Here is a 20,359-nt window from a genome sequence, read left to right as displayed (position 1 = left end):
CAATTAAATACAGTATTTATAATTTTATTTTGGAACGTTCGTTCAAAAACAAATATATAAATATCAGAACGAACGTTCCAAATAATTCTTTGTTTTTAACTTTTCCTTAAACATTTACCTTGTTTTGACTATCTTCAACAAGACTAATTTTTAACCGACTACACCAATGAAAACCGTACGTTTTATCCTTTTGTTTGTCTTTACTGCATTCATTAGTATTCCGAATCTGCAATCCCAAAGAAGAAAAAAGAAAAATACTACCCCAGTAGTAACTGTCCCTGATTCTACCTTTCACGGACTCAAATGGCGAAATATTGGTCCGTTTCGAGGCGGGCGAAGTGTTGCTTCCTCAGGAGTTGTCGGCCAGCCTATGACCTATTATAATGGCACCGTTGGTGGCGGTATCTGGAAAACTACGGATGACGGTTTGAGCTGGAAAAACATCTCCGACGGATTTCTAAAAACAGGAACGGTTGGTTCTATAGCCGTCTCCGAAAGCAACCCGAATATCGTTGTTGCTGGTATGGGAGAGCATGCAGCTCGAGGGGTGATGACATCTATGGGTGATGGAGTCTACAAATCTACAGACGCAGGAAAAACATGGAAGCATATTGGTTTGGATAAGACCAGACATATTTCTGACGTGATAATCCATCCCACCAATCCTGATATCATCTTTGTCGCAGCTCAAGGCGCTCAATATGGAGGAAGTGCTGAACGTGGTATTTACCGTTCTATGGATGGAGGAGCTACTTGGGAACGAACTCTTTTTGTAAACAATCAAACGGGAGCATCTGATTTATCGATGGATATGAAAAACCCATCCATCTTATATGCGGCCATGTGGCAACACAGACGCTATCCATGGATAATGGAATCCGGTGGGGAAAACTCTGGATTATACAAATCAACTGACGGCGGAAGCACTTGGGAAAAAATGAAAACTGGACTTCCGAAAGATTTTGGAAAAGCAGGAATATCAGTTTCCCGAGCAAATAACGAAATCGTTTATGCGGTAATAGAAGCAGAAGGCACCAAAGGCGGAGTTTATAAATCAACAGATGCAGGAAAAAAATGGACGCAAGTCAATAAAGACCGTATCAACATTGCCCGTTCTTGGTACTACATGGAAATCTTTGCCGACACCCAAAATGAGAATATCGTCTATGTCTTGAATGCTCCTGTGACCAAATCGATAGATGGAGGTAAAAGCTTTAAACCTCTTCCAACGCCACATGGTGACAATCACCACTTGTGGATTGACCCTCACAACAATCAGCGGATGATTAACTCTAATGATGGAGGTTCAAATGTTTCAAACAATGGTGGTAAAAGTTGGAGCACGCAAACCAATCAAAATACCGCACAATTCTATCGTGTGATTACCGACAATCTAGTGCCATATAATGTCTATGGAGGGCAACAAGACAACTCAACCGTTGCGATTGCCAGTCGCACGAATGATGCAGGTATTGATTGGAAAGATTGGTACCGCGTTGCAGGTGGTGAAAGTGCCTTCTTAGCCTTCGACCCAGACAATCCCGAAATCATTTATGGAGGTACCTATCAAGGAAATCTAGATAAATGGGATGCCAACTCTCGTGAGTCAAAACCTATTAAGGAATATCCTGAACTTGGATTGAGTATCGCTCCAAAAGATTCAAAATACCGTTACAATTGGAATGCGCCCGTTATCACTTCACCACATGATAGAAATACCATTTACCATGCTGGCAATGTAGTTTTCAAATCTACGGATGAAGGTCAAAGTTGGGAAGTTGTGAGTCCCGATTTAACCAAAAACGAAACCGAAAAACATGGTCCCGGAGGCGGTCCCTACACCAACGAAGCAGCTGGTGGCGAAAATTATAATACCATAACCTACATGGTAGAATCGCAACACGAAAAAGGGGTGCTATGGACCGGTAGTGACGACGGATTACTTCACGTTACAAGAGATGGAGGTCAGAACTGGGCGAATGTTACTCCGCCAAATGTTCCTGACGGAATTGTCAATAGCATTGAAGTATCTCCTCATGACCCAGCTACTGCATATGTGGTTGTGATGCGATACAAATCCATGGATTTAAGGTCACATATTTTCAAAACCAAAGACTACGGTCAAACTTGGACGCGAATTGTAAATGGCATTAAAGGCGAACACACCTTTACAAGAGTCGTTAGAGCCGACCCAAAAAAGAAAGGTTTGTTGTATGCCGGTACGGAAACAGGATTATTCATTTCATTCGATGATGGTCAAAATTGGCAACCGTTTCAGTTGAATCTCCCTGTTGTTCCTATCAATGATTTGACAATTCAAGACAATGATTTAGTAGCCGCAACTGCAGGGCGTTCCTTTTGGATTCTAGATGATTTAGGAGCGCTGCAAAATCTAGAGACCACAAAAGAAATGGTGACCATTATAAAACCCAAAGACAGCTATTTGATTTTCGGAGGAAGTAGCGATAAACCTAGACCTGGTTTGGGCTCAAATCCTAAAAGCGGAGTCACTTTTGATTATTACCTAGATAGAGATGCAGATAGTTTAGATTTAAAATTGGAAGTATTCCAAGGAGATAAACTATTAAGAACATATACCAACAAAAAACCAAAGGCATTTAAAACTTGGCCTGGCGGTCCTTCAAAACCGCAAGTCCTTCCGTCTAAACAAGGCTATAACCGTTTTACATGGAATTTCCGAAGAGAAAGTCTTCCCTCAATAAATAAGGTTTTTGTTTTTGGGGGTGACGCAGGCTCCAACGTAGGGCCTGGAAAATATACCATAAAACTTTCCTTAGGCGAAGCTTCTTCGGAAACTGAGGTGACGGTTTTGGCAAATCCGAAAGTTGATGCTGAACCAGCCGATTATGCTGAGCAACAAAATCTCTTAGAAGAAATTGAAGGTGCTCTTAAAACCATTCATGAATCGGTCAATGATATGCGCTCGGCTAAATCTCAATTGGAGACCTATGCCAAACTCTTGAAAGACAACGACCAGGCAAAAGAACTTTTGGAAAAAGGGGAAGCCTTAGTTAAACGTATTGTTTCTTGGGAAGAAAACCTAATTCAATCCAAGCAAAAAACCTTTCAAGATGTCATCAACTACAACAACAAATTAAATGCGCAAATGATACATCTAAAAGGCTATGTTGATGCTGCAGAACCTAAAGTTACAAAAGGTGCCAATGAGCGTTGGACAGATCTACAGAGAGATTGGCAAGTATATGAAACCGAACGGAAAGCTATTGTTGATGAGGAAATGAAGGCTTATAATGATGCCTTTAAAGAACTTGATTTGCCAGCGATAATAATGACCAATTAATCGTCTTTGCGAGGAGCTAAACGCAATTTCAAAATATCACATATAATAGAAAGCCACGAAGCAATCTGTAACTTTGGAACACGAAATAAACAGATTGCTTCGTCGCTTCATTTCTTATGCCAACATTTCACTAATTTGGCAGCTCCTCGCAAAGACGAACAGGAATGAATTTTACAGCAGACCAAACTTTTAAAAACCAAGATTACACCCAGACCCGCCTCCCAAAAGGCGAATATGAAAACTGTATTTTCGAGGGATGCAATTTTGAAAATGGATATTTAGACAATCAGAATTTTATGGAGTGCGAGTTTATCGATTGCAACCTCAGCAATTCGAATCTCGCACATACGATTTTTAAAGAAGTTACCTTTTCCCATTGCAAAATGATAGGACTCAAATTTGAGGATTGTAATGATTTTTTAATGGATTTCAGATTTGAGAATTGCACTTTAAACTTTTCCTCTTTTTATGGATTGACGCTAAAAAATCAATCGTTTATAAACTCTAAATTGATAGAAGTTGACTTTACCGAGACCGATTTAACGAATGTCAATTTTGACTCCAGCGATATGAATAGAGCTATTTTCAGCCAAACCCATTTACAAAAAGCAGATTTCACAAAAGCTCAAAACTTCAATATAGACCCCGAAAAAAATCTATTGAAAAACGCAAAATTTTCCAAAGATGGACTCCCCGGTCTCTTTAACAAGTATGAAATTAAAATAGAATGAGTGTCCGATTTGTGTGCTTGAACAGCGTCAATACTATATAGAACCGCCTCATCCGTTTACAAACGGATATTTCGTATATTGTTCAACTGGTAAATCATTCAAAATGAAAGCTTTTCTATTTTTAGTACTCTTCACAGTTTCTTGCAACGCACAAAACACCATGTCACTTAATGATGGGGAATCTTCACCTAATGCTTCCATAGAAGAAATTTTGTGGATGGAAGGTCATTGGAAAGGAGAAGCTTTCGGTGGAATTACCGAAGAAATTTGGAGCCCCCCACTGGGCGGTTCAATGATGTTTTCCTTTAAACACGTTGCAGATGGAAAAGTTACTTTTTATGAATTGGGGCATATACGTGAAGTGAACGAGTCTTTGGTTTTCGAATTAAAACATTTTGGCACCGATTTAAAAGGATGGGAAGAAAAAGACGAAGTGCAAAGCTTCAAGCTCATAAAAGTAGACGGGAATAGATTGTACTTTGAGGGCTTCACCTTCGAAAAAGTAAGTGATGCCGAAATCAATATCTACGGACTAATCAATCAAGGTGATAAAGCAGAAGAGGTAAAGTTCAATTACAAAAAACAATGAGCGAAAAGAAAAAATGTTTTGAGTGTGGTAGGGAACTCATGGGCCGGAGTGATAAAAAATTCTGCTCGGACGGCTGCAGAAACGCGCATCACAACAAAGTAAATCCAGCGGCCAAGAATCTCATTCGTAACATCAACAATCGCTTACGTAAAAACTATCGGGTATTGGATAGTTTCACCCTCAAAGAAGGCAAAACAAGAACCACGAAAACGCGTTTACTCGATAAAAACTTTGATTTTGACTTTATTACAAACCTTTATACCACTAAAAAAGGTACAACGTATTACTTTGTGTACGACTTAGGTTATTTACCTTTGGATAATGATTATTATATGATAGTAAAACGTGAATAGTCATTTTATGAAAAACCTACTATTTCTACTCTCCTTTTTATTTGTCGCCCAACTATTTGCCCAACATAGTTCAACTGTTACTGAAGATTTTAACAGTGATGGAACCGAAGACACACTAAGATGTTCTTATGAAATAGGCAGTAATTTTGGTGGAGCTGATTGTGAACTGACTGACGGAAAAACGAAAAAGAAATTCACTCTTACCAATTATGGTTGTTTTTGCGCTATTAAAAAACGTGTTTCTGTGAACCCTGAACTGCGAGAAAAAGAGAATGAGCACTTTTTTTATAATTTAAAAAAAGATGTCCTGCCCAAATTCAGATCCACTCCTGACCAGTCACTCCTATGGATTATTAATAGTTCCCTCAATTCGCAAAAGCTTAAAGAACATGAATATTTCGACTTGACATTCAATCCAAAAACGGCTTGGCGACAAGAAGAACCTGAGTTTCCGTCTACTTATTATATTCAAATGGGAGCTCGAACACTTTCCAAAATAATTCCAGAAGAAAAAACAACATCCGTCAAACCTGAATCTTCAGACCAAAGAGATTTTTTAATTTATTACGGAGACACCCATTTTTCATCAGAAAGTGGTAAAACAAAAGAGTTTATTCCAGTCGCTAAAAATAAGTCTTATGAAATTCTGAAGACAGCACAGGGGGTTATAGTAAAAAAAGACAATACCTATAAATGGCTGTTTGTCACTGATATGGATATTAACGCCTCCCCTCAAAAACTGAGGTGGTCTTCTATTGAAGAAGTTGTTTTACATGACAACTCGATTATTATTAGGCAGAGTTTAGCGCCCGACCCTGAGTACAACATTTATGTAATTGACATAGAAACCGGTTTAGGGGGTAGACTAAAAATAGATTTTGACTATTTACTGGAGAAGGGTATTGAAATTCCTGATTTGAAACCAGAAGAACGCTTTTCAATTATAGATGGTATGATTGTTATCGGAAAGAAAAGACATAAAATGAAATTTCCCCTAACCGAAATCAAACAAGAGCTTGAAATTCTCATTAAGGGAAATTGAATTCATTATAAAGGGGAACAATCTCCTTTATAGGGGCAAAAAAAGTACTATTTCCAGTTAGCGCCACTCAATTTAAGGGCAGCAACTACGATATCTTTACGGCTAATTTGACCAACTAAAAGTCCATTTTCCATTACCGGAAGCCTTCGTCGATTATTTTTATGAAAAACACCAGCAACATCGAAAATGCTCATATCACTAGGAATCGTTTCCACATCTTTCGTCATAAACTTCTCTACACTTTTATCCAGAATCGGTTGGTTGAAATACCGACTTTCTGAAATCTGTTTCATACAATCAGCTTCCGAAATGATTCCAACTAAAAAACCGTTTGAATCTAAGACCGGACCACCGGAAATATTGTATTTCGTAAACTGTTCCATCACTTCTAAGATGGACTGCTCAGGGGTAAATGTGACCAATTTTCTAGTCATATAATCAGTTACCAATATGGGCGCATTGTACTCCTTTTTCGAAACTGTTTTGGCTCTAGGGCCTTGAAAACTCTTGATTCCCATATCGTTAAGGTTTTAGGCTGTCGGGGCTGACAGACGAGGTTAATTACTAAATATAGCGAAAAATTCAATGCCTTTTACAATTATTCGACGTACTACTTCAAGGATTTTGAACCTTTGTAACGCTGATTATTCCCAGTAATACCATCCATTTACCCTAAAAATGCGCTTGGAATTTTATACTTTTAGAATTCCAACTTGAGCATTATGAAAAGGTCTTCCAAGATATTTACCCTTTTATTGATTGTCTTTGCTATTTACTGGAGCTTTCGCTCCTTAATGCCAGCGTATTCTGCGGATGCCAGCGCAGAAAAAACTTCTTTTTCCACTGATAGGGCTCTTGAACATGTCAAGCAAATTGCTCAAAAACCTCACGGAGTAGGCTTTCCTGCTCATAAGGAGGTTCGAGAATATATCGTTTCTGAGCTCGAAAAAATGGGCCTGGAAACTTCTATCCAAGAAGGATATACAGCAGGAGATTGGGCAAATTTAAGCAAGGCCATCAATATTCTGGCAAGAATTAAAGGTTCTGAATCTGGAAAAGCCTTGCTACTATTATCGCATTATGACAGTAGTATACATTCTTCTTTTGGGGCAAGTGATGCAGGCAGTGGAGTTGCTACTATTCTTGAGGGAATTCGTGCGTTTTTAGCAAATAACCCAAATCCAAAGAACGATATTATAATTCTTATTTCGGACTCGGAGGAATTGGGATTAAATGGTGCTGACCTCTTCGTAAAAGAGCATCCATGGAAAAAAGACGTTGGGCTAGTACTTAATTTCGAGGCGCGGGGCAGTGGCGGACCAAGCTACATGCTTATAGAAACCAATCGTGGCAATGCCAACCTAATCAAGGAATTTACAAAAGCAAATCCGGACTATCCTGTCGCAAATTCATTGGCCTATAGCATTTATAAGATGTTGCCCAACGATACTGATCTTACGGTTTTCAGAGAAGATGGTGATATCGAAGGATTCAATTTTGCCTTTATCGATGACCATTTTGATTATCATACAGCAAAAGATACTTATGAAAGATTAGACAAAAAAACTATGGCGCATCAGGGCAGCTATTTGATGCCACTACTGGACCATTTTAGTCAAGCTGATTTGACAAATCTGAAAAGTTTGAATGATTCTATTTATTTTAATGTTCCCTTTTTCAAACTGGTCTCTTATCCTTTTGAATGGATATGGCCTATGTTTGGTTTGGCAGTTCTTTGTTTTGTACTCCTTTTAATTTATGGATTCCGAAGAAAAGTATTGAATCCCACAGAAGTTGGCAAAGGATTTTTACCTATGCTATTGGCCCTAGCGATAAATGGAGCTGTCGGTTATTTCTGTTGGACTGTTTTGAAATGGATGTATCCTGCTTATAAGGATATACTCCATGGTTTCACCTATAATGGACATACCTATATTTTGGCATTTGTGCTTTTCTCAATTGCCGTATGTTTTTGGGTGTATAATCGATTTAAAAAGGTAGAAACTGTAAATCTATTAGTCGCTCCCATCCTACTTTGGTTGGTAATTTGTGGATTGGTGAGTCACTATTTATCAGGGGCGAGCTTTTTTATTATTCCCGTATTTGCAGTTTTAGCAGCCTTTATGGTGCTACTCAATCAGAAAATGCCAAATCCGTATTTATTGACCTTTTTGGCCTTACCTGCATTGTTCATTTATGCACCTTTTGTAAAAATGTTTCCAGTAGGTCTTGGACTCAAAATGATGGCAGCTGCTACTCTTTTCACCACACTTACTTTTCTATTGTTATTGCCCATCTTAGGTTTTTATAAAAAGAAAAAACGATTGGCTTATTTAGGTCTTATTTTGTTCTTCGGATGTATAATTTCAGCCCATTTCAATTCCGGTTTCGACAAAGACAATTCGAAACCAACAAGTCTTCTGTATGTGTTGGACGCGGATTCTAATAAAGCGAAATGGGCCACCTATGAAAACACCCTTTCCGATTGGACAACGCAGTACCTAGGAACTGATAAAAAATCCCCAGAAAAACTATCTAAAAAGACCATAAGTAGTAAATACAGTTCAGGATTTACCTATGTGTCCGAAGCTCCTACCAAAGAAATACCACAAATGCTCATAGAAAAGACTCGAGATACGATTATAGGAAATAGCAGGTTGCTGGACATTTGCATTACTCCAAAACGCAATGTAAATCGGCTTGAGGTCTTCACAGAAACTCCTCTTGAATCTGCAAGTGTGAATACTATCAAACTTTCAGACTACTACCTTGAAAACAGATGGCGCGGTAAACTCGTGACACATTATATAAGTAATAATGAGTATACCGATTTACAACTAAGTATACCCAAGGACTCAATTTTAGAACTCACTATTTACGAAGCCTCCAACGATTTACTAAGCAATTCTCAGTTTTCCATACCTGCTAGACCAGAGGACAATATTCCCATGCCCTTTATACTAAACGATGCCATTTTAGTTACCAAAACTATTCGCTTTGAATAAGAGAATCGGTGTTTTGGGTTGCGGTTGGTTGGGCTTTCCACTTGCGATTTCCTTAGTTCAAGACGAATACAAAGTACAGGGCAGCACAACATCAGAAGAAAAGTTAGCGCAACTTAAAAAAGAGGGTATTTCACCTTTTATAATTTCCCTTGGACAGGATAAAATAGATGGAGACGTTTCAGGTTTCCTTAGGGATGTCAATGTACTAATTGTAAACGTTCCACCTAAACTTAGAGGTCAAAACAAAGAAAACTATGTCCAAAAAATGCACTTGCTGCATGGGGAAATTAAAAAGTCCTCGGTTCAAAAGGTAATATTCGTAAGCAGCACATCTGTTTACGGTGATGTGGATGGCGACGTGACAGAAGAAACAATTCCCCAACCTTCCAAAGCATCAGGGAAACAACTTTTAGCTGCCGAAAATATCTTTCGAAATGATAAAGATTTAGACACAACAATCGTTCGTTTTGGGGGATTAATTGGTCCGAATCGGCATCCGGTTACCATGCTTTCCGGAAGACAAAATTTATCCAATGGAAATGCTCCCATAAATCTGATACATTTAAACGACTGTATTCGAATTATTAAGTCTGTAATAGCTGATTCTTGGTGGAATGAAGTCTTGAATGGGGTGTATCCAGAGCATCCTTCCAAACAAAAATACTACAGTTCCGAAGCTAAAAAGAGGGGTTTGCAAGCACCTGATTATTATGTCAATAATTCTCGAAAAGGCAAAAAAGTACACTCAGGAGTGCTAATAAATGTTAAAAAATTCGAATTTACTACAACGTTATAGTCGCTGTACACATCAAAAATTTAACATTTCACAACAAAGTCTCTATTTTCCTGTTAATGCAAGGTCCTTTTCATCGACTTACCCGTAACTTTATTATATAATTAAAACGTTTTGCCATGGAAAATTCAAATTTAAAAGGGCGAATTCTAATGGAAATGGAAGATTTGATTGCCCAAAGTTGTCCCAAGCAAAAAGTTGCCCCAGATTACGAAACTCTGCACGTTGCAATTTTAAAAAAACATTACAATGCAGCAGATGTTTCAATTGATTACCACCGAAGAAGGGTGGAAATGGAACTTGTAATGGACGATAAGGATTATGACCCCAAAACGGTCAATCTCTATATGCCAACATTACATGTGAATCTTTGGTTCAGAAATCTACGCGACTTTCTAAAGTCATGCATAGACTATGACAATAAGAGCCTAGCTTTTTATGCAAGTTTATTAAGTTCTTACACCAATAAGAACTTGCCGTTGATGACGGCTTAAGTAACAAGACCACCAAACCAATATAAGAGAAATGCCCATTTAGGGCATTTTTTTTGCCTTATACCGAGATCTTAATTCTTTAAAGGTTTTATTAACAGCTTACTACGAATAAATTTTATAGTTTAGCGCACCAAAATCAATAAAACTAATGAAGATGAAAAGAGTTTTTTTTGTGCTGATAATTTCCATAGGTTTCCTTGGGAGTGCACAAACCCAAAGTGAATTACAAAAGCATTACGAATCTTTTTACAAAGAAATGCGCTTACAAGGAGATATAAATGGAGTAATCAACGCAATTACTCATTTAAATATCATTGCGCCTTCTCAGGCTCGCAGAGATACATTGGCATACATATACGCAAATAACAATCAACATTTACAGGCGTTAAATACTATTGGAATTGAAAAGAATGATTCAGATTCAGATTTGTCAGTTCAGGTAAAAGCTGTTTCTCTTAAAGCACTCAATCAACCTAAAAGAGCTGTTGAGCATTTTGAAGTTTTATTTACAAGAAATCAAAATCCATATTTGGCTTATGAGTTAGCTGATCTCAAAATTCAAATAGGGGATATCTCTGGAGCGGAAACCAATATCGAATATGGTATGGCTAATGCAAAAGATGATATGAAACACGCTTTCTATGAAAGACAACAACCCTATGAAGCTTCTCTTAAGGCAGCTTTTTATCACTTAAAAGGACTCATGCAATTCAACAAGGATAAAAATAATATTGATGCGGCCATAGCTCTCATCGATGAAGCTTTAAAAATCGACCCTAGTTTTAATTTAGCAAGCTTAAGCAAGCAGGCACTTACTACTAGAAAAGAACAGCCAGTTACTGAGACTAAGAACTAGTTTGTTGCAGCAACAAATAAAAAGGCGGGCTATAAAAGCTCGCCTTTTTTATTTAGAAAATTCCAGTTTTATTTTTCCTCCGATTCTAAAAGTGTTTTGAGATCTAATGTATTGCTCGTAATTGAATTCATTTGATTTAACATAGCATTATAAGTCTCAATCATTTCTAAAACGGATGTTTGAGCATCAATACGATAAATTAAATCGCCCTTGGTTTTCAAAACAAAGGTGTGAAAGACCTTTTGTCTACTCTTTATTTGAGGTTTATCAAAAGCTTCAGGGTATTTAGAATCTTCCAAAGCCTTTTGCTTTTCGATCAAGTCTTCTAATACCAAGCTCAAATCTTCTGTATTGCCAATATTGTAAATAGCATCAAAGCTTGCTTGCAAAGCGTTAAAAGCCACCCAATCCTTTGTTGCTTCAGTAGTTTTGGGATTCAAGACTGTTTTCTTTACCCATTTTTCAGTTTGCATTTCAAAAGATGATGCATCCTCCGTTGTGGCTTGATCATTGCCTCCTTTGCAGGAAAGCAAAAGCATCAGAAAAACATACGATACAACTATTTTGCTCATGTGGCGAATGTACAAATTTTAATAAACGGTATCTTTATACCAGAATTCATTTAACTCGATTTTAATGCAAAAAAATATTTTAATCATTGGTGCTTGCGGACAAATTGGAACCGAACTAACCTTTACCTTGAGGGAAAAACATGGACGCGATGTTGTAATTGCCAGTGACATCAGAGAAGGTAATGAAAACCTAGTAGGTTCTGGACCCTTTGAGCTTTTGGACGCTACCGATTATGATGCACTTGAAGAACTAGTAGCTTACTATGAAATCGACGAAGTTTATCTTATGGCTGCTATGCTTAGCGCAACCGCAGAAAAATTTCCTATGCGTGCCTGGAACCTCAATATGAATTCCCTTTTCAACGTTTTGAATTTAGCGAAAGAAAAGAAAATTTCAAAGATCTTCTGGCCTTCTAGCATTGCTGTTTTTGGTCCTAATACTCCGAAGGAAAACACTACTCAAAACACTATTATGGAACCTAGCACAGTTTATGGTATAAGCAAACAATCAGGTGAACGATGGTGCGAGTATTATCACAACAAATTTGGAGTCGATGTCCGTAGTATTCGATACCCAGGATTAATCAGCTGGAAAACAATGCCTGGTGGTGGCACGACAGATTACGCCGTAGAAATTTATCACAAAGCTCTTTCAGAAGGAGTTTATACCTGTTTTTTAAGTGCAGAAACAAACCTACCCATGATGTTTATGGATGATGCCATTCGAGCCACTATGGAGATCATGGAAAGTGATTCAGAAAAGATCAAAATACGTTCAGCTTATAATCTTGCCGCAATGAGTTTTACACCTTTTGAAGTAGCGGCGAGTATTGCTACTCAAATTCCAGAATTCAAAATATCTTACGAACCAGATTCTCGTCAAGTAATTGCCGATTCATGGCCAAGCAGTATTGATGACTCAGAAGCCAGAAAAGATTGGGGTTGGAAGTCTGAATTTGATCTGGAGAAAACTACATCAGAAATGCTTAAAAATCTATCCAACTAACAACTATTATATTTTAGTCATTCTTAATATACTGTTATTCAGTATTTTTACTGTATAAATAATACTATTATGAAACATTCAAGAATTGTGAAATTAACTTTAATTCTTGTACTCTTTGTGGTAACCACAAGTGTTTTTGCCCAAATAACAAAGGGAGTATATTTATTTGAAGATGGGAATGTACAACACGAATTGAAAGTAGCCGAAAACTATGTAATTCATTCCGTCTATGAAAAATCACCTGCAAAATTTATCAAAACATTAGGAGGGCTTTATACCACGGAAAATGACCATTTAAAACTCAAGTTAGAGTTCAATTCAGACTATCAAAAGGATTCTTTGAAGACTTTAGATATTCCGATGCAACTTGAGGGCAATAATTTGGTTTTAGGTGGAGAATCAAAAATGGTCTTTGAACCGCAAGAAGTTAATGCTCAAGATTTAGATGGAACGTGGCTCTTTGCAACTCGTGGCCCAGATAAAGGTCAAGAAAGACGAGGAGATTCCAGGGCAAGAAAAACGCTGAAATTTTTGCTGAATGGACGCTTTCAATGGATTGCCTACCATACGGAAACTTTCAAATTTTCCGGAACCGGAGGCGGAAGTTATTCAGCAAAAGATGGTGTTTATACTGAAAATATCGAATTTTTCTCTAGGGATAATTCACGGGTGGGCGCAAGCCTGGAATTCAATTACGAAGTTAAAGGTGATGATTGGCACCATACTGGAAAGAATAGCAAAGGAGAGCCCATGTACGAGATTTGGGGGAGAAGGGTCAGTAGTCAGTAGTCAGTAGTCAGTAGTCAGTAGTCAGTAGTCAGTAGTCAGTAGTCAAAACTACTTTTCTGAAATTACCTTATTCATAGACTTCAACAATCATTTCGACCTCAACCGCCATATTTCCCGGTAATGATCCCATTCCCACGGCTGCTCTTGCGTGTTTTCCCTTATCTCCAAAAACAGCGACCATTAAATCTGAATACCCATTTACCACTTTCGATTGATCTGTAAATCCTGGTACGGCATTCACCATTCCCTTTACTTTCACGATGCGTTTTACCTTATTCAAATTTCCTAATTCAGCCTTTAAAACCGCCAATTGGTTAACACCTGCCCATCGTGCGGCCTCATAACCTTCTTCAATGGTTAAATCGGCTCCTAGCTTTCCAATAATATTTTTTCCATCAGCTTTTTTTGGACCCTTTCCAGCCAAAAATACAAGATTACCGGTACGTACAGCATGAACGTAATTTGCAACAGGGGTTCCAGGCGTTTGCAGCTCGATACCTAATTCTGATAATTTTTCTTCGGGATTATAGCCTGAATCTATTTCTTCGGAGGGAACAGTCTCCTGCTTAACTGCAGATTTTTCCGCAACCGTATTACAAGAAAAAGCAACCAAAACTAGAATTAATACATATACGTTTTTCATAGGTTTAAAATTTAAGATATATATTGATTAGAGGTTTTTAAGGTACGATTTTGTGATAGCCCTAAAATAATTCTTTGGACACTTATTCTTCCAAAGGATGTATTTTTAATAGTTCTTCAGGGGAATAAAAGCCTTCTTTATTTTTGGTTTCTTCCCTCACTTTTTTCACCATTTCAGCTGTTACAGCAGGAGATTTGTTACCATGTGCGTTACGCACGAACGTCAAGACTGCCGCCACCTCTTTATCATTCAGCATACCTCCATAAGGCGTCATCGGCACCTGCCCTGGGTAGGTTTCACCCATCAATTCCAATGGGCCCATAAGTCCGTGCAGCGTTAATTTTATTAAGCGTTCTTCGCTTCCTAAAACCCAAGGTGATTTCGCCAAAGGTGGGAATTGAGATGCACTTAGCCCTTTACCATCGGGTTGATGACAAGTTATGCAAAAACCTTCTCGATTGTAAATTTCCTCGCCCATAACAAAGAGTTCTTTTTCGGCACCTTCTAAATCAGTTTTTGTTCCTTTCGTTTCTGGGTCCTGATCGATATTCACGTCTTGAATATGAGCTAACGCAGCTTCCAACGGTTTTTCCATCCAATCATCCAAAGGCATTTGACCAGCGGTTTCTAATATGGGCAGACCTTCCTCTTTATCTAACCAAGAAGCGGAAACAAATGCCTCAAGTCGAACTCTTGGATTTTCATCTTTTACGGCAGCCATTAGCAATTCCGCTTGATTGGGAATCTGATGCCCTGAATAGCGGAGAACCTTTACGGCGGCAGCTCTTGCTCTAAAATCTTTAGCATTCAATAGTTGTTGCAATAAATCCTTATCTACTTTATTCAATCCCCAACTAACCCAAAGGGCTTCTAAAACATGATGCTCATATCTAGAATCATTTTTATCCAAGACGTTAACCCAATCTTTCAACTTAGACAATACCTCTTCTGAATCCCTTGCCCGTAATTCTCTTTTTGTACGGTAGCGTGATCTATATTCAGGAAGTTTCAAATTATCCAATAGCTCATCAATACTGGCATCAACAATCTTTGCGGGCTTTACAAGAGGCCTTGACGGATACGTAATTCGATAAATTCTCCCATGTTTATGATCACGCAAAGGGTCACGTGCATTGTGCTGCATATGACCGACCAATACATTGTGCCAATCAACGAAATACAATGATCCATCAGGAGCAAATTCCATGTCCACCGGACGGAATTTTGTATCACTCGACACCACTAAATCTTGACGGTGTTTACTGACATATCCTGAACTATTCGGATCATCAACCATAGTGTGCCGTTTGGTCCCTAAAAAGCCTATGGTATTGTGAATAATAAAATCACCTTGAACCTCATCAGGGAAGTGACGGCTTGAAATGAATTCCAAGCCGGAAGTTGGCCGGACTCTATGGGCATCCTCAATCAAATTTTTTGGCAGTGGGGATGATTGTCCATATCGAGGCTTAATAGTCCCTGGCATCATCCAAGTCATATCAGGGCCTGAAGTATGGGCAAAGAAATTTTGTCCCCATTCGTCAAATGCGATTCCCCACGGATTTGGAATAGGCAATTGCGCTGTTCGTTCTAAATGATGTCTTTGTGGACTGTAGCGATAAAATCCCCCATTTGTAGCTCGAACGGGGCCATAAGCCGTTTCCACATTGGTATGAAGAAAAACACCTTCTCCCATATAAATTGCTCCGGATGGATCCGCTACAAATGCACCAGCAGTGTGATGGGTATCATGATCGTCGAAACCACTCAAAATAATTTCAGTTTCGTCTGCCTTATCATCTCCGTCAGTATCTTTTAATAAAACCAGATTTGTTCCCTGGGAAACATAAACTCCCTCTGGCGCAAATTCAAAACCGATAGTCAAATGCAAGTCATCTACAAAGGTCGTTTGCTTATCAGCCTTACCATCATTATCGGTATCTTCAAGGATGATTAATTTATCGTTAGGTTTACTATCTCCGGGTAAATAATGTGGATAAGTTGGCATCACCCCTATCCAAAGTCTTCCTTTATTGTCAAAGGACATTTGCACCGGATTCGCCAAGTCAGGAAATTCCTTTTCGGAAGCAAACAATTCTAGCTTATAACCCTCAGGAACCTTAATTCTATTCAAAGCTTCATCACCATATAAATACCCTTCTGAAGCATCACCTTGGCCCTTGTTGTAGTTGGTTTTTACGGGAGGAAGTTCTCTAGTTTTGGCATCTGCGGCAACTAAATCCATTATTTTTCCTTGGGTAGCCTCCCATATCGCTATATCTCTAATCTCTGTCATTTGACGAATCTTTTCTTTTTCAAATGGATAGTTATCCGGACCAAAAGGGTCATATCTTCTTCCCCAAGCATGTACACCATTTGGAAGTTTTATCTCGTTGAGCCAGAACCAGTTTTTTTCCATGACGGCGTCATGAACCAACTGTCGATTTTCCTCAGCTTTTTTATCCGCTTCGCCGAAAACTACATCCGCTAAAAATTTGCCAAATTTCCGATGGCCAAAATCATTCAGTTGAAAACCATCCGCAGTTAAATCTTCAAGTTCAGAAACAAACCATTTCGAACTGGCATCAAAAGCATCAACATATAGTACACTATCTTTCGCTGCGACTTCTTTCATCGCTTGCGAATACAAGGCCAAGTTTTTGTTTTCTTTTTTCCCATCTGGCAAGTCCAACTTTGCAGATAAGTCTTCGAAAGCAATTGGAGAAACCAAGGCAAGCTGGGGCGCTTCTAAGCCATTGTATTTTTGGCTTTTCGTGTACGCTATAAAAGCATGTAACTCATCCTTGTAATTCTGCAATCCGGCCTCACCTTCAAAAGATTCGTTATATCCAAAAAATGCAAGGATTATATCAGCTTTTAAATTGGTTAGCCATTCATCCTCAGTTGGAAAAAAACCTTCACTTCCTGACTTATTTGCAAGTTCAGTATAGAATTTTTCAGCTCCCGGAAATGCCCAAGGCGTATTTCTTGAAGAATGTGGACGGAACCCTGGCGTATTTCCTGGGTCCGCCATATTTCGAATAAATAACGTGCTGTCCGGATATCTCAAATGCATCTCCGTCTCAAAATGACCAAAATTTAGCATTCGAGAACCGAGATTATTTCCAATTAAAACAATATGGGAGTCCTTTTGTATAGATAGTGTGCTGGTATCTTTTTTATTGCAACCAATCACCATTGTCAAAATAGTAATACTAAGAACCCACTTCCCTATTCTACTATTACACATATATCTCATATTCTAAAGCTAAGGAATTCAATTTAACCAAAAATCACTTCACTTTTTAATTTTGGCAAACTCAAATAAGAATGAACATTTAACAAATTAACCTTCAAGACTGGGGGAAATTATTATGATAATAGCAAAAAAGTGACTAAACTTATAGGCTATAATAACTTTCAAAGTTTTAAAAAAATCCATTTGGATAAGAATAACCACGAAATATAAATTTTAAAAGATATGACCAAACAAGTAAACAAAAGCCAGATTTTTACTGCAGCATGTATTGCATTGATAGTGACAGCAATGACCTTCGCCATACGGGCAGGTATTTTAAATGACCTAGGTGCTCAGTTCAAAATTACCGATACCCAATTGGGCTGGATTAATGCCTTAGCAATTGGCGGTTTTCCTATCGCTACAATTTTTGGAGGACTATTATACAACAAGCTTGGGGCCCGAAAGCTTATGATTCTTGCTTTCGTATCGCATTTAATAGGACTTACGATGACAATTTTTGCTGGTGGATTCACCACGCTTTTAATTTCTTCGTTTTTAATTGGCTTTGCAAATGGTTCGGTGGAAGCAGCGTGCAACCCTCTTGTTGCTGACATGTATACGAATAACCGAACTGCAATGTTGAACAAATTTCATGTATGGTTCCCTGGTGGACTTGCTATAGGAGCACTTGTTTCTGAAGGTATGACCTATATGGGTCTAGGTTGGCAAGCGCAAATTGCAATCATGTTCGTTCCGACACTGATTTACGGTTTCCTCTTTTTCAAACAGAAATTTCCAGAGAGTGAAAATATTGAAACTAATACCTTTACTAACATCAGATCTTTAGGCTCCGTTTTGTTTATTTTCATTGCCTTTTGTATGACGCTATCTGCTACAGCAGAACTTGGCGTACAACAATGGGTAGAAAAAATATTAGGTAGTTCAGGAGTGCATCCAATGCTTATCTTGGCAATGGTAACAGGTATTATGGCCATAGGACGTTATTTTGCAGGGCCGTTAATTCACAAACTTAATCCTATTGGTGTATTATGGATGTCAGCAATAATTACAACGCTTGCTGTCTATTCAATGAGCATTGCCGAGGGACCTATGATTTATGTTTCGGCCATTTTATTTGCTCTAGGTGTTTGTTATTTTTGGCCTACCACTATTGGTTTTGTTTCAGAGTATTTACCCAAAACAGGGGCATTGGGAATGTCGCTGGTTGGTGGAGCCGGAATGTTTGCAACAGGCATGTGGCAGCCCGTGATTGGATCTTGGCTTGATAAAGGTCGTGAAGCGGCATTGGCTTCTGGTGAAACTGCCAAAGCAGCGGAAATCATTGCTGGTAAAACTACTTTAAGTTATATGGTTTATTTTCCACTTGCTTTAATTATTCTCTACGGAATCTTATTTATGGTTCGAAAAAAAGTTGAAGAACAAAGGGTGGTCAGTGTGCAGGAATAGTATTTATTCAGACTTTACGTAATAAGAATTCTAAAGACGACCTCCTTTTTTATAAAAGGGAGGTCGTCTTTTAATATATAAATTTCATAATTGCAGACGACAATCTCGAAATATAATATCACATACCAATGAAAAAAATCATAACCCTTTGCATTCTCATATTGGCCTTCTCCTGTAAAGAGAAGAAATCTGAAGATGGCACAAAAATAAAAACAGACGAGCCGAAACAATGGTTGGTTTTCGAGGGAAACAATTCAGATGCAAAACACATTGTTTTGATATCTGGGGATGAAGAATATCGTTCTGAGGAGGCGCTGCCGCAGTTAGCTAAAATTTTATCTGAGAGACACGGTTTCAAGTGTACCGTTCTTTTTGCACAAAACCCAGCAAAACCGGGAATTGTGAATGCAAACTTTACGGAAAACATTCCAGGTTTATCCTCTTTGGGCACTGCAAATATGATGGTTATTTTTACTAGATTTCGAGCATTACCTGACGTGCAAATGCAACACATTGATGACTACTTGAAAAGTGGGCGACCTGTTTTAGGTATTCGTACAGCTACACACGCTTTTAATTTTCCTGAGGATTCCGATTCCAGCTTCAAGCACTATGGAAACTATTATTCAGGAGATCTTGAAGAATGGACCGATGGTTTTGGGCGCGTAGTTTTAGGCGAAAAATGGATTAGTCATCATGGTCATCACAAACATCAAAGTACTAGAGGAATTATCGCTGAGAATTTCAAGTCTCAAGAAATTATGAATGGACTCATCTCTGGAAATATTTGGGGGCCAACAGATGTATATGGAGTTCGTCTTCCTCTGCCCGGAGATAGTCGACCTATACTTCTAGGGCAGGTCATAAATCGCAAAGGTACCTATGACGAAAATGATATTTTCTTTGGGATGAAACCGACTGACGATGAAATTGCTTTAGAAAACAATGAAGGTTTGAAGGTCAATGATACCTTGATGTCAATCGCATGGATCAAGACTTATAAAATTCCTGGGGATAACAAAGAAGGCAGAGCTTTTACAACGACTATTGGTGCCGCAACAGATTTACTTAATGAGGGTGTTCGCAGATTATTAGTAAATGGTGTTTACTGGGCAATGGAATTGCCTGTTCCCAAGGAAGCTAATGTAAGTTTGGTGGGTGATTACAATCCTTCAGCTTATGGTTTTAAAACTGATGAATATTGGATTGAAAAACAACTTCAAGTTTCTTCTTTGAAGACTAAGTCTAACATCAATATCCAAAACGGGTTTTGATTCTTAACCAGAAATTTCATTAAAACAAAAAACCGTTCAATTTCTTGAACGGTTTTTACTTATTGAAGCTCCCCCTCTTGGGCTCGAACCAAGGACCCTCTGATTAACAGTCAGATGCTCTAACCAACTGAGCTAAGGAGGAAAATCAAATACTTTAATTGCTTAAAGCGGGTGCAAATATA

Annotated in this window: 17 protein-coding genes and 1 tRNA gene; 13 read left to right on the top strand and 5 right to left on the bottom strand. The window is 38.4% G+C overall.

The features are described 5' to 3' along the window. Positions 1–166: 166 nt before the first annotated feature. The 5 genes from ACKWCD_RS09060 (at position 167) to ACKWCD_RS09040 (ending at position 6,037) form a co-directional block, all read left to right on the top strand. Positions 167–3,322 (top strand): VPS10 domain-containing protein, encoded by a 3,156-nt coding sequence (locus ACKWCD_RS09060; RefSeq protein WP_413983621.1) that lies wholly within the window; start codon positions 167–169, stop codon positions 3,320–3,322. Between the two features lie 164 nt (positions 3,323–3,486). Next, a complete protein-coding gene (locus ACKWCD_RS09055; protein ID WP_413983620.1) occupies positions 3,487–4,053 on the top strand; it encodes a pentapeptide repeat-containing protein in 567 nt (188 codons plus the stop codon). A 103-nt stretch (positions 4,054–4,156) separates the two neighbouring features. Further along, the gene (locus ACKWCD_RS09050; RefSeq protein ID WP_413983619.1) at positions 4,157–4,642 is read left to right on the top strand and encodes a DUF6265 family protein; all 486 of its coding nucleotides are present in this window, start codon (positions 4,157–4,159) and stop codon (positions 4,640–4,642) included. Next, positions 4,639–4,995 carry a hypothetical protein gene (locus tag ACKWCD_RS09045; protein WP_413983618.1) on the top strand — a complete coding sequence of 119 codons (357 nt, stop codon included), beginning with the start codon at positions 4,639–4,641 and terminating at the stop codon, positions 4,993–4,995. Before ACKWCD_RS09050 ends, ACKWCD_RS09045 begins: the two co-directional genes overlap by 4 nt. A gap of 7 nt (positions 4,996–5,002) precedes the next feature. Beyond that, positions 5,003–6,037 carry a hypothetical protein gene (locus tag ACKWCD_RS09040; RefSeq protein ID WP_413983617.1) on the top strand — a complete coding sequence of 345 codons (1,035 nt, stop codon included), beginning with the start codon at positions 5,003–5,005 and terminating at the stop codon, positions 6,035–6,037. A gap of 47 nt (positions 6,038–6,084) precedes the next feature. On the opposite strand, the gene ACKWCD_RS09035 is transcribed toward ACKWCD_RS09040, so the two are convergent. Next, positions 6,085–6,555 (bottom strand): CBS domain-containing protein, encoded by a 471-nt coding sequence (locus ACKWCD_RS09035; protein ID WP_413983616.1) that lies wholly within the window; start codon positions 6,553–6,555, stop codon positions 6,085–6,087. 204 nt (positions 6,556–6,759) lie between these two features. Between ACKWCD_RS09035 and ACKWCD_RS09030 the strand changes: the two genes are divergently transcribed. From ACKWCD_RS09030 to ACKWCD_RS09015, 4 genes are all read left to right on the top strand, one after another. Continuing rightward, the gene (locus ACKWCD_RS09030; RefSeq protein ID WP_413983615.1) at positions 6,760–9,042 is read left to right on the top strand and encodes a M28 family peptidase; all 2,283 of its coding nucleotides are present in this window, start codon (positions 6,760–6,762) and stop codon (positions 9,040–9,042) included. Next, positions 9,035–9,838, top strand: coding sequence for an SDR family oxidoreductase (locus tag ACKWCD_RS09025; RefSeq protein ID WP_413983614.1), 804 nt, complete (start codon positions 9,035–9,037; stop codon positions 9,836–9,838). The genes ACKWCD_RS09030 and ACKWCD_RS09025 overlap by 8 nt, the downstream gene beginning before the upstream one ends. Positions 9,839–9,954: 116 nt before the next feature. After that, the gene (locus ACKWCD_RS09020) at positions 9,955–10,329 is read left to right on the top strand and encodes a hypothetical protein (protein WP_413983613.1); all 375 of its coding nucleotides are present in this window, start codon (positions 9,955–9,957) and stop codon (positions 10,327–10,329) included. 154 nt (positions 10,330–10,483) lie between these two features. Continuing rightward, positions 10,484–11,185, top strand: coding sequence for a hypothetical protein (locus tag ACKWCD_RS09015; RefSeq protein WP_413983612.1), 702 nt, complete (start codon positions 10,484–10,486; stop codon positions 11,183–11,185). A gap of 68 nt (positions 11,186–11,253) precedes the next feature. Here ACKWCD_RS09015 and ACKWCD_RS09010 read toward each other — a convergent pair whose 3' ends face one another. Then, positions 11,254–11,757: a hypothetical protein gene (locus ACKWCD_RS09010; RefSeq protein ID WP_413983611.1), complete on the bottom strand. Its 504-nt coding sequence runs from the start codon at positions 11,755–11,757 to the stop codon at positions 11,254–11,256. Positions 11,758–11,821: 64 nt separating this feature from the next. On the opposite strand from ACKWCD_RS09010, the gene ACKWCD_RS09005 reads away from it, so the two are divergent. Further along, positions 11,822–12,763: an NAD-dependent epimerase/dehydratase family protein gene (locus ACKWCD_RS09005; RefSeq protein ID WP_413983610.1), complete on the top strand. Its 942-nt coding sequence runs from the start codon at positions 11,822–11,824 to the stop codon at positions 12,761–12,763. A gap of 69 nt (positions 12,764–12,832) precedes the next feature. Then, positions 12,833–13,552 carry a hypothetical protein gene (locus ACKWCD_RS09000; protein WP_413983609.1) on the top strand — a complete coding sequence of 240 codons (720 nt, stop codon included), beginning with the start codon at positions 12,833–12,835 and terminating at the stop codon, positions 13,550–13,552. Positions 13,553–13,619: 67 nt separating this feature from the next. On the opposite strand, the gene ACKWCD_RS08995 is transcribed toward ACKWCD_RS09000, so the two are convergent. Beyond that, on the bottom strand, positions 13,620–14,195 hold the full coding sequence (locus ACKWCD_RS08995) for a RidA family protein (RefSeq protein ID WP_413983608.1): 576 nt from the start codon (positions 14,193–14,195) through the stop codon (positions 13,620–13,622). A gap of 82 nt (positions 14,196–14,277) precedes the next feature. Further along, positions 14,278–17,445: a PVC-type heme-binding CxxCH protein gene (locus tag ACKWCD_RS08990; protein ID WP_413983607.1), complete on the bottom strand. Its 3,168-nt coding sequence runs from the start codon at positions 17,443–17,445 to the stop codon at positions 14,278–14,280. A 231-nt stretch (positions 17,446–17,676) separates the two neighbouring features. Between ACKWCD_RS08990 and ACKWCD_RS08985 the strand changes: the two genes are divergently transcribed. Together ACKWCD_RS08985 and ACKWCD_RS08980 are read left to right on the top strand one after the other, a co-directional pair. Further along, entirely contained in the window at positions 17,677–18,903 is a 1,227-nt protein-coding gene (locus ACKWCD_RS08985) for an MFS transporter (protein ID WP_413983606.1), read from the top strand. Between the two features lie 128 nt (positions 18,904–19,031). After that, positions 19,032–20,177 carry a hypothetical protein gene (locus ACKWCD_RS08980; protein WP_413983605.1) on the top strand — a complete coding sequence of 382 codons (1,146 nt, stop codon included), beginning with the start codon at positions 19,032–19,034 and terminating at the stop codon, positions 20,175–20,177. Positions 20,178–20,245: 68 nt separating this feature from the next. Here ACKWCD_RS08980 and ACKWCD_RS08975 read toward each other — a convergent pair. Continuing rightward, positions 20,246–20,319 (bottom strand) — tRNA-Asn (locus tag ACKWCD_RS08975). Positions 20,320–20,359: the final 40 nt, after the last annotated feature.

The sequence above is a fragment of the Maribacter taeanensis genome, assembly GCF_047345145.1.
Classification (GTDB): domain Bacteria; phylum Bacteroidota; class Bacteroidia; order Flavobacteriales; family Flavobacteriaceae; genus Maribacter_C.
The sequence above is the reverse complement of the archived record's forward strand: the minus strand, read 5'-3'. Positions and strand labels throughout refer to the sequence as shown.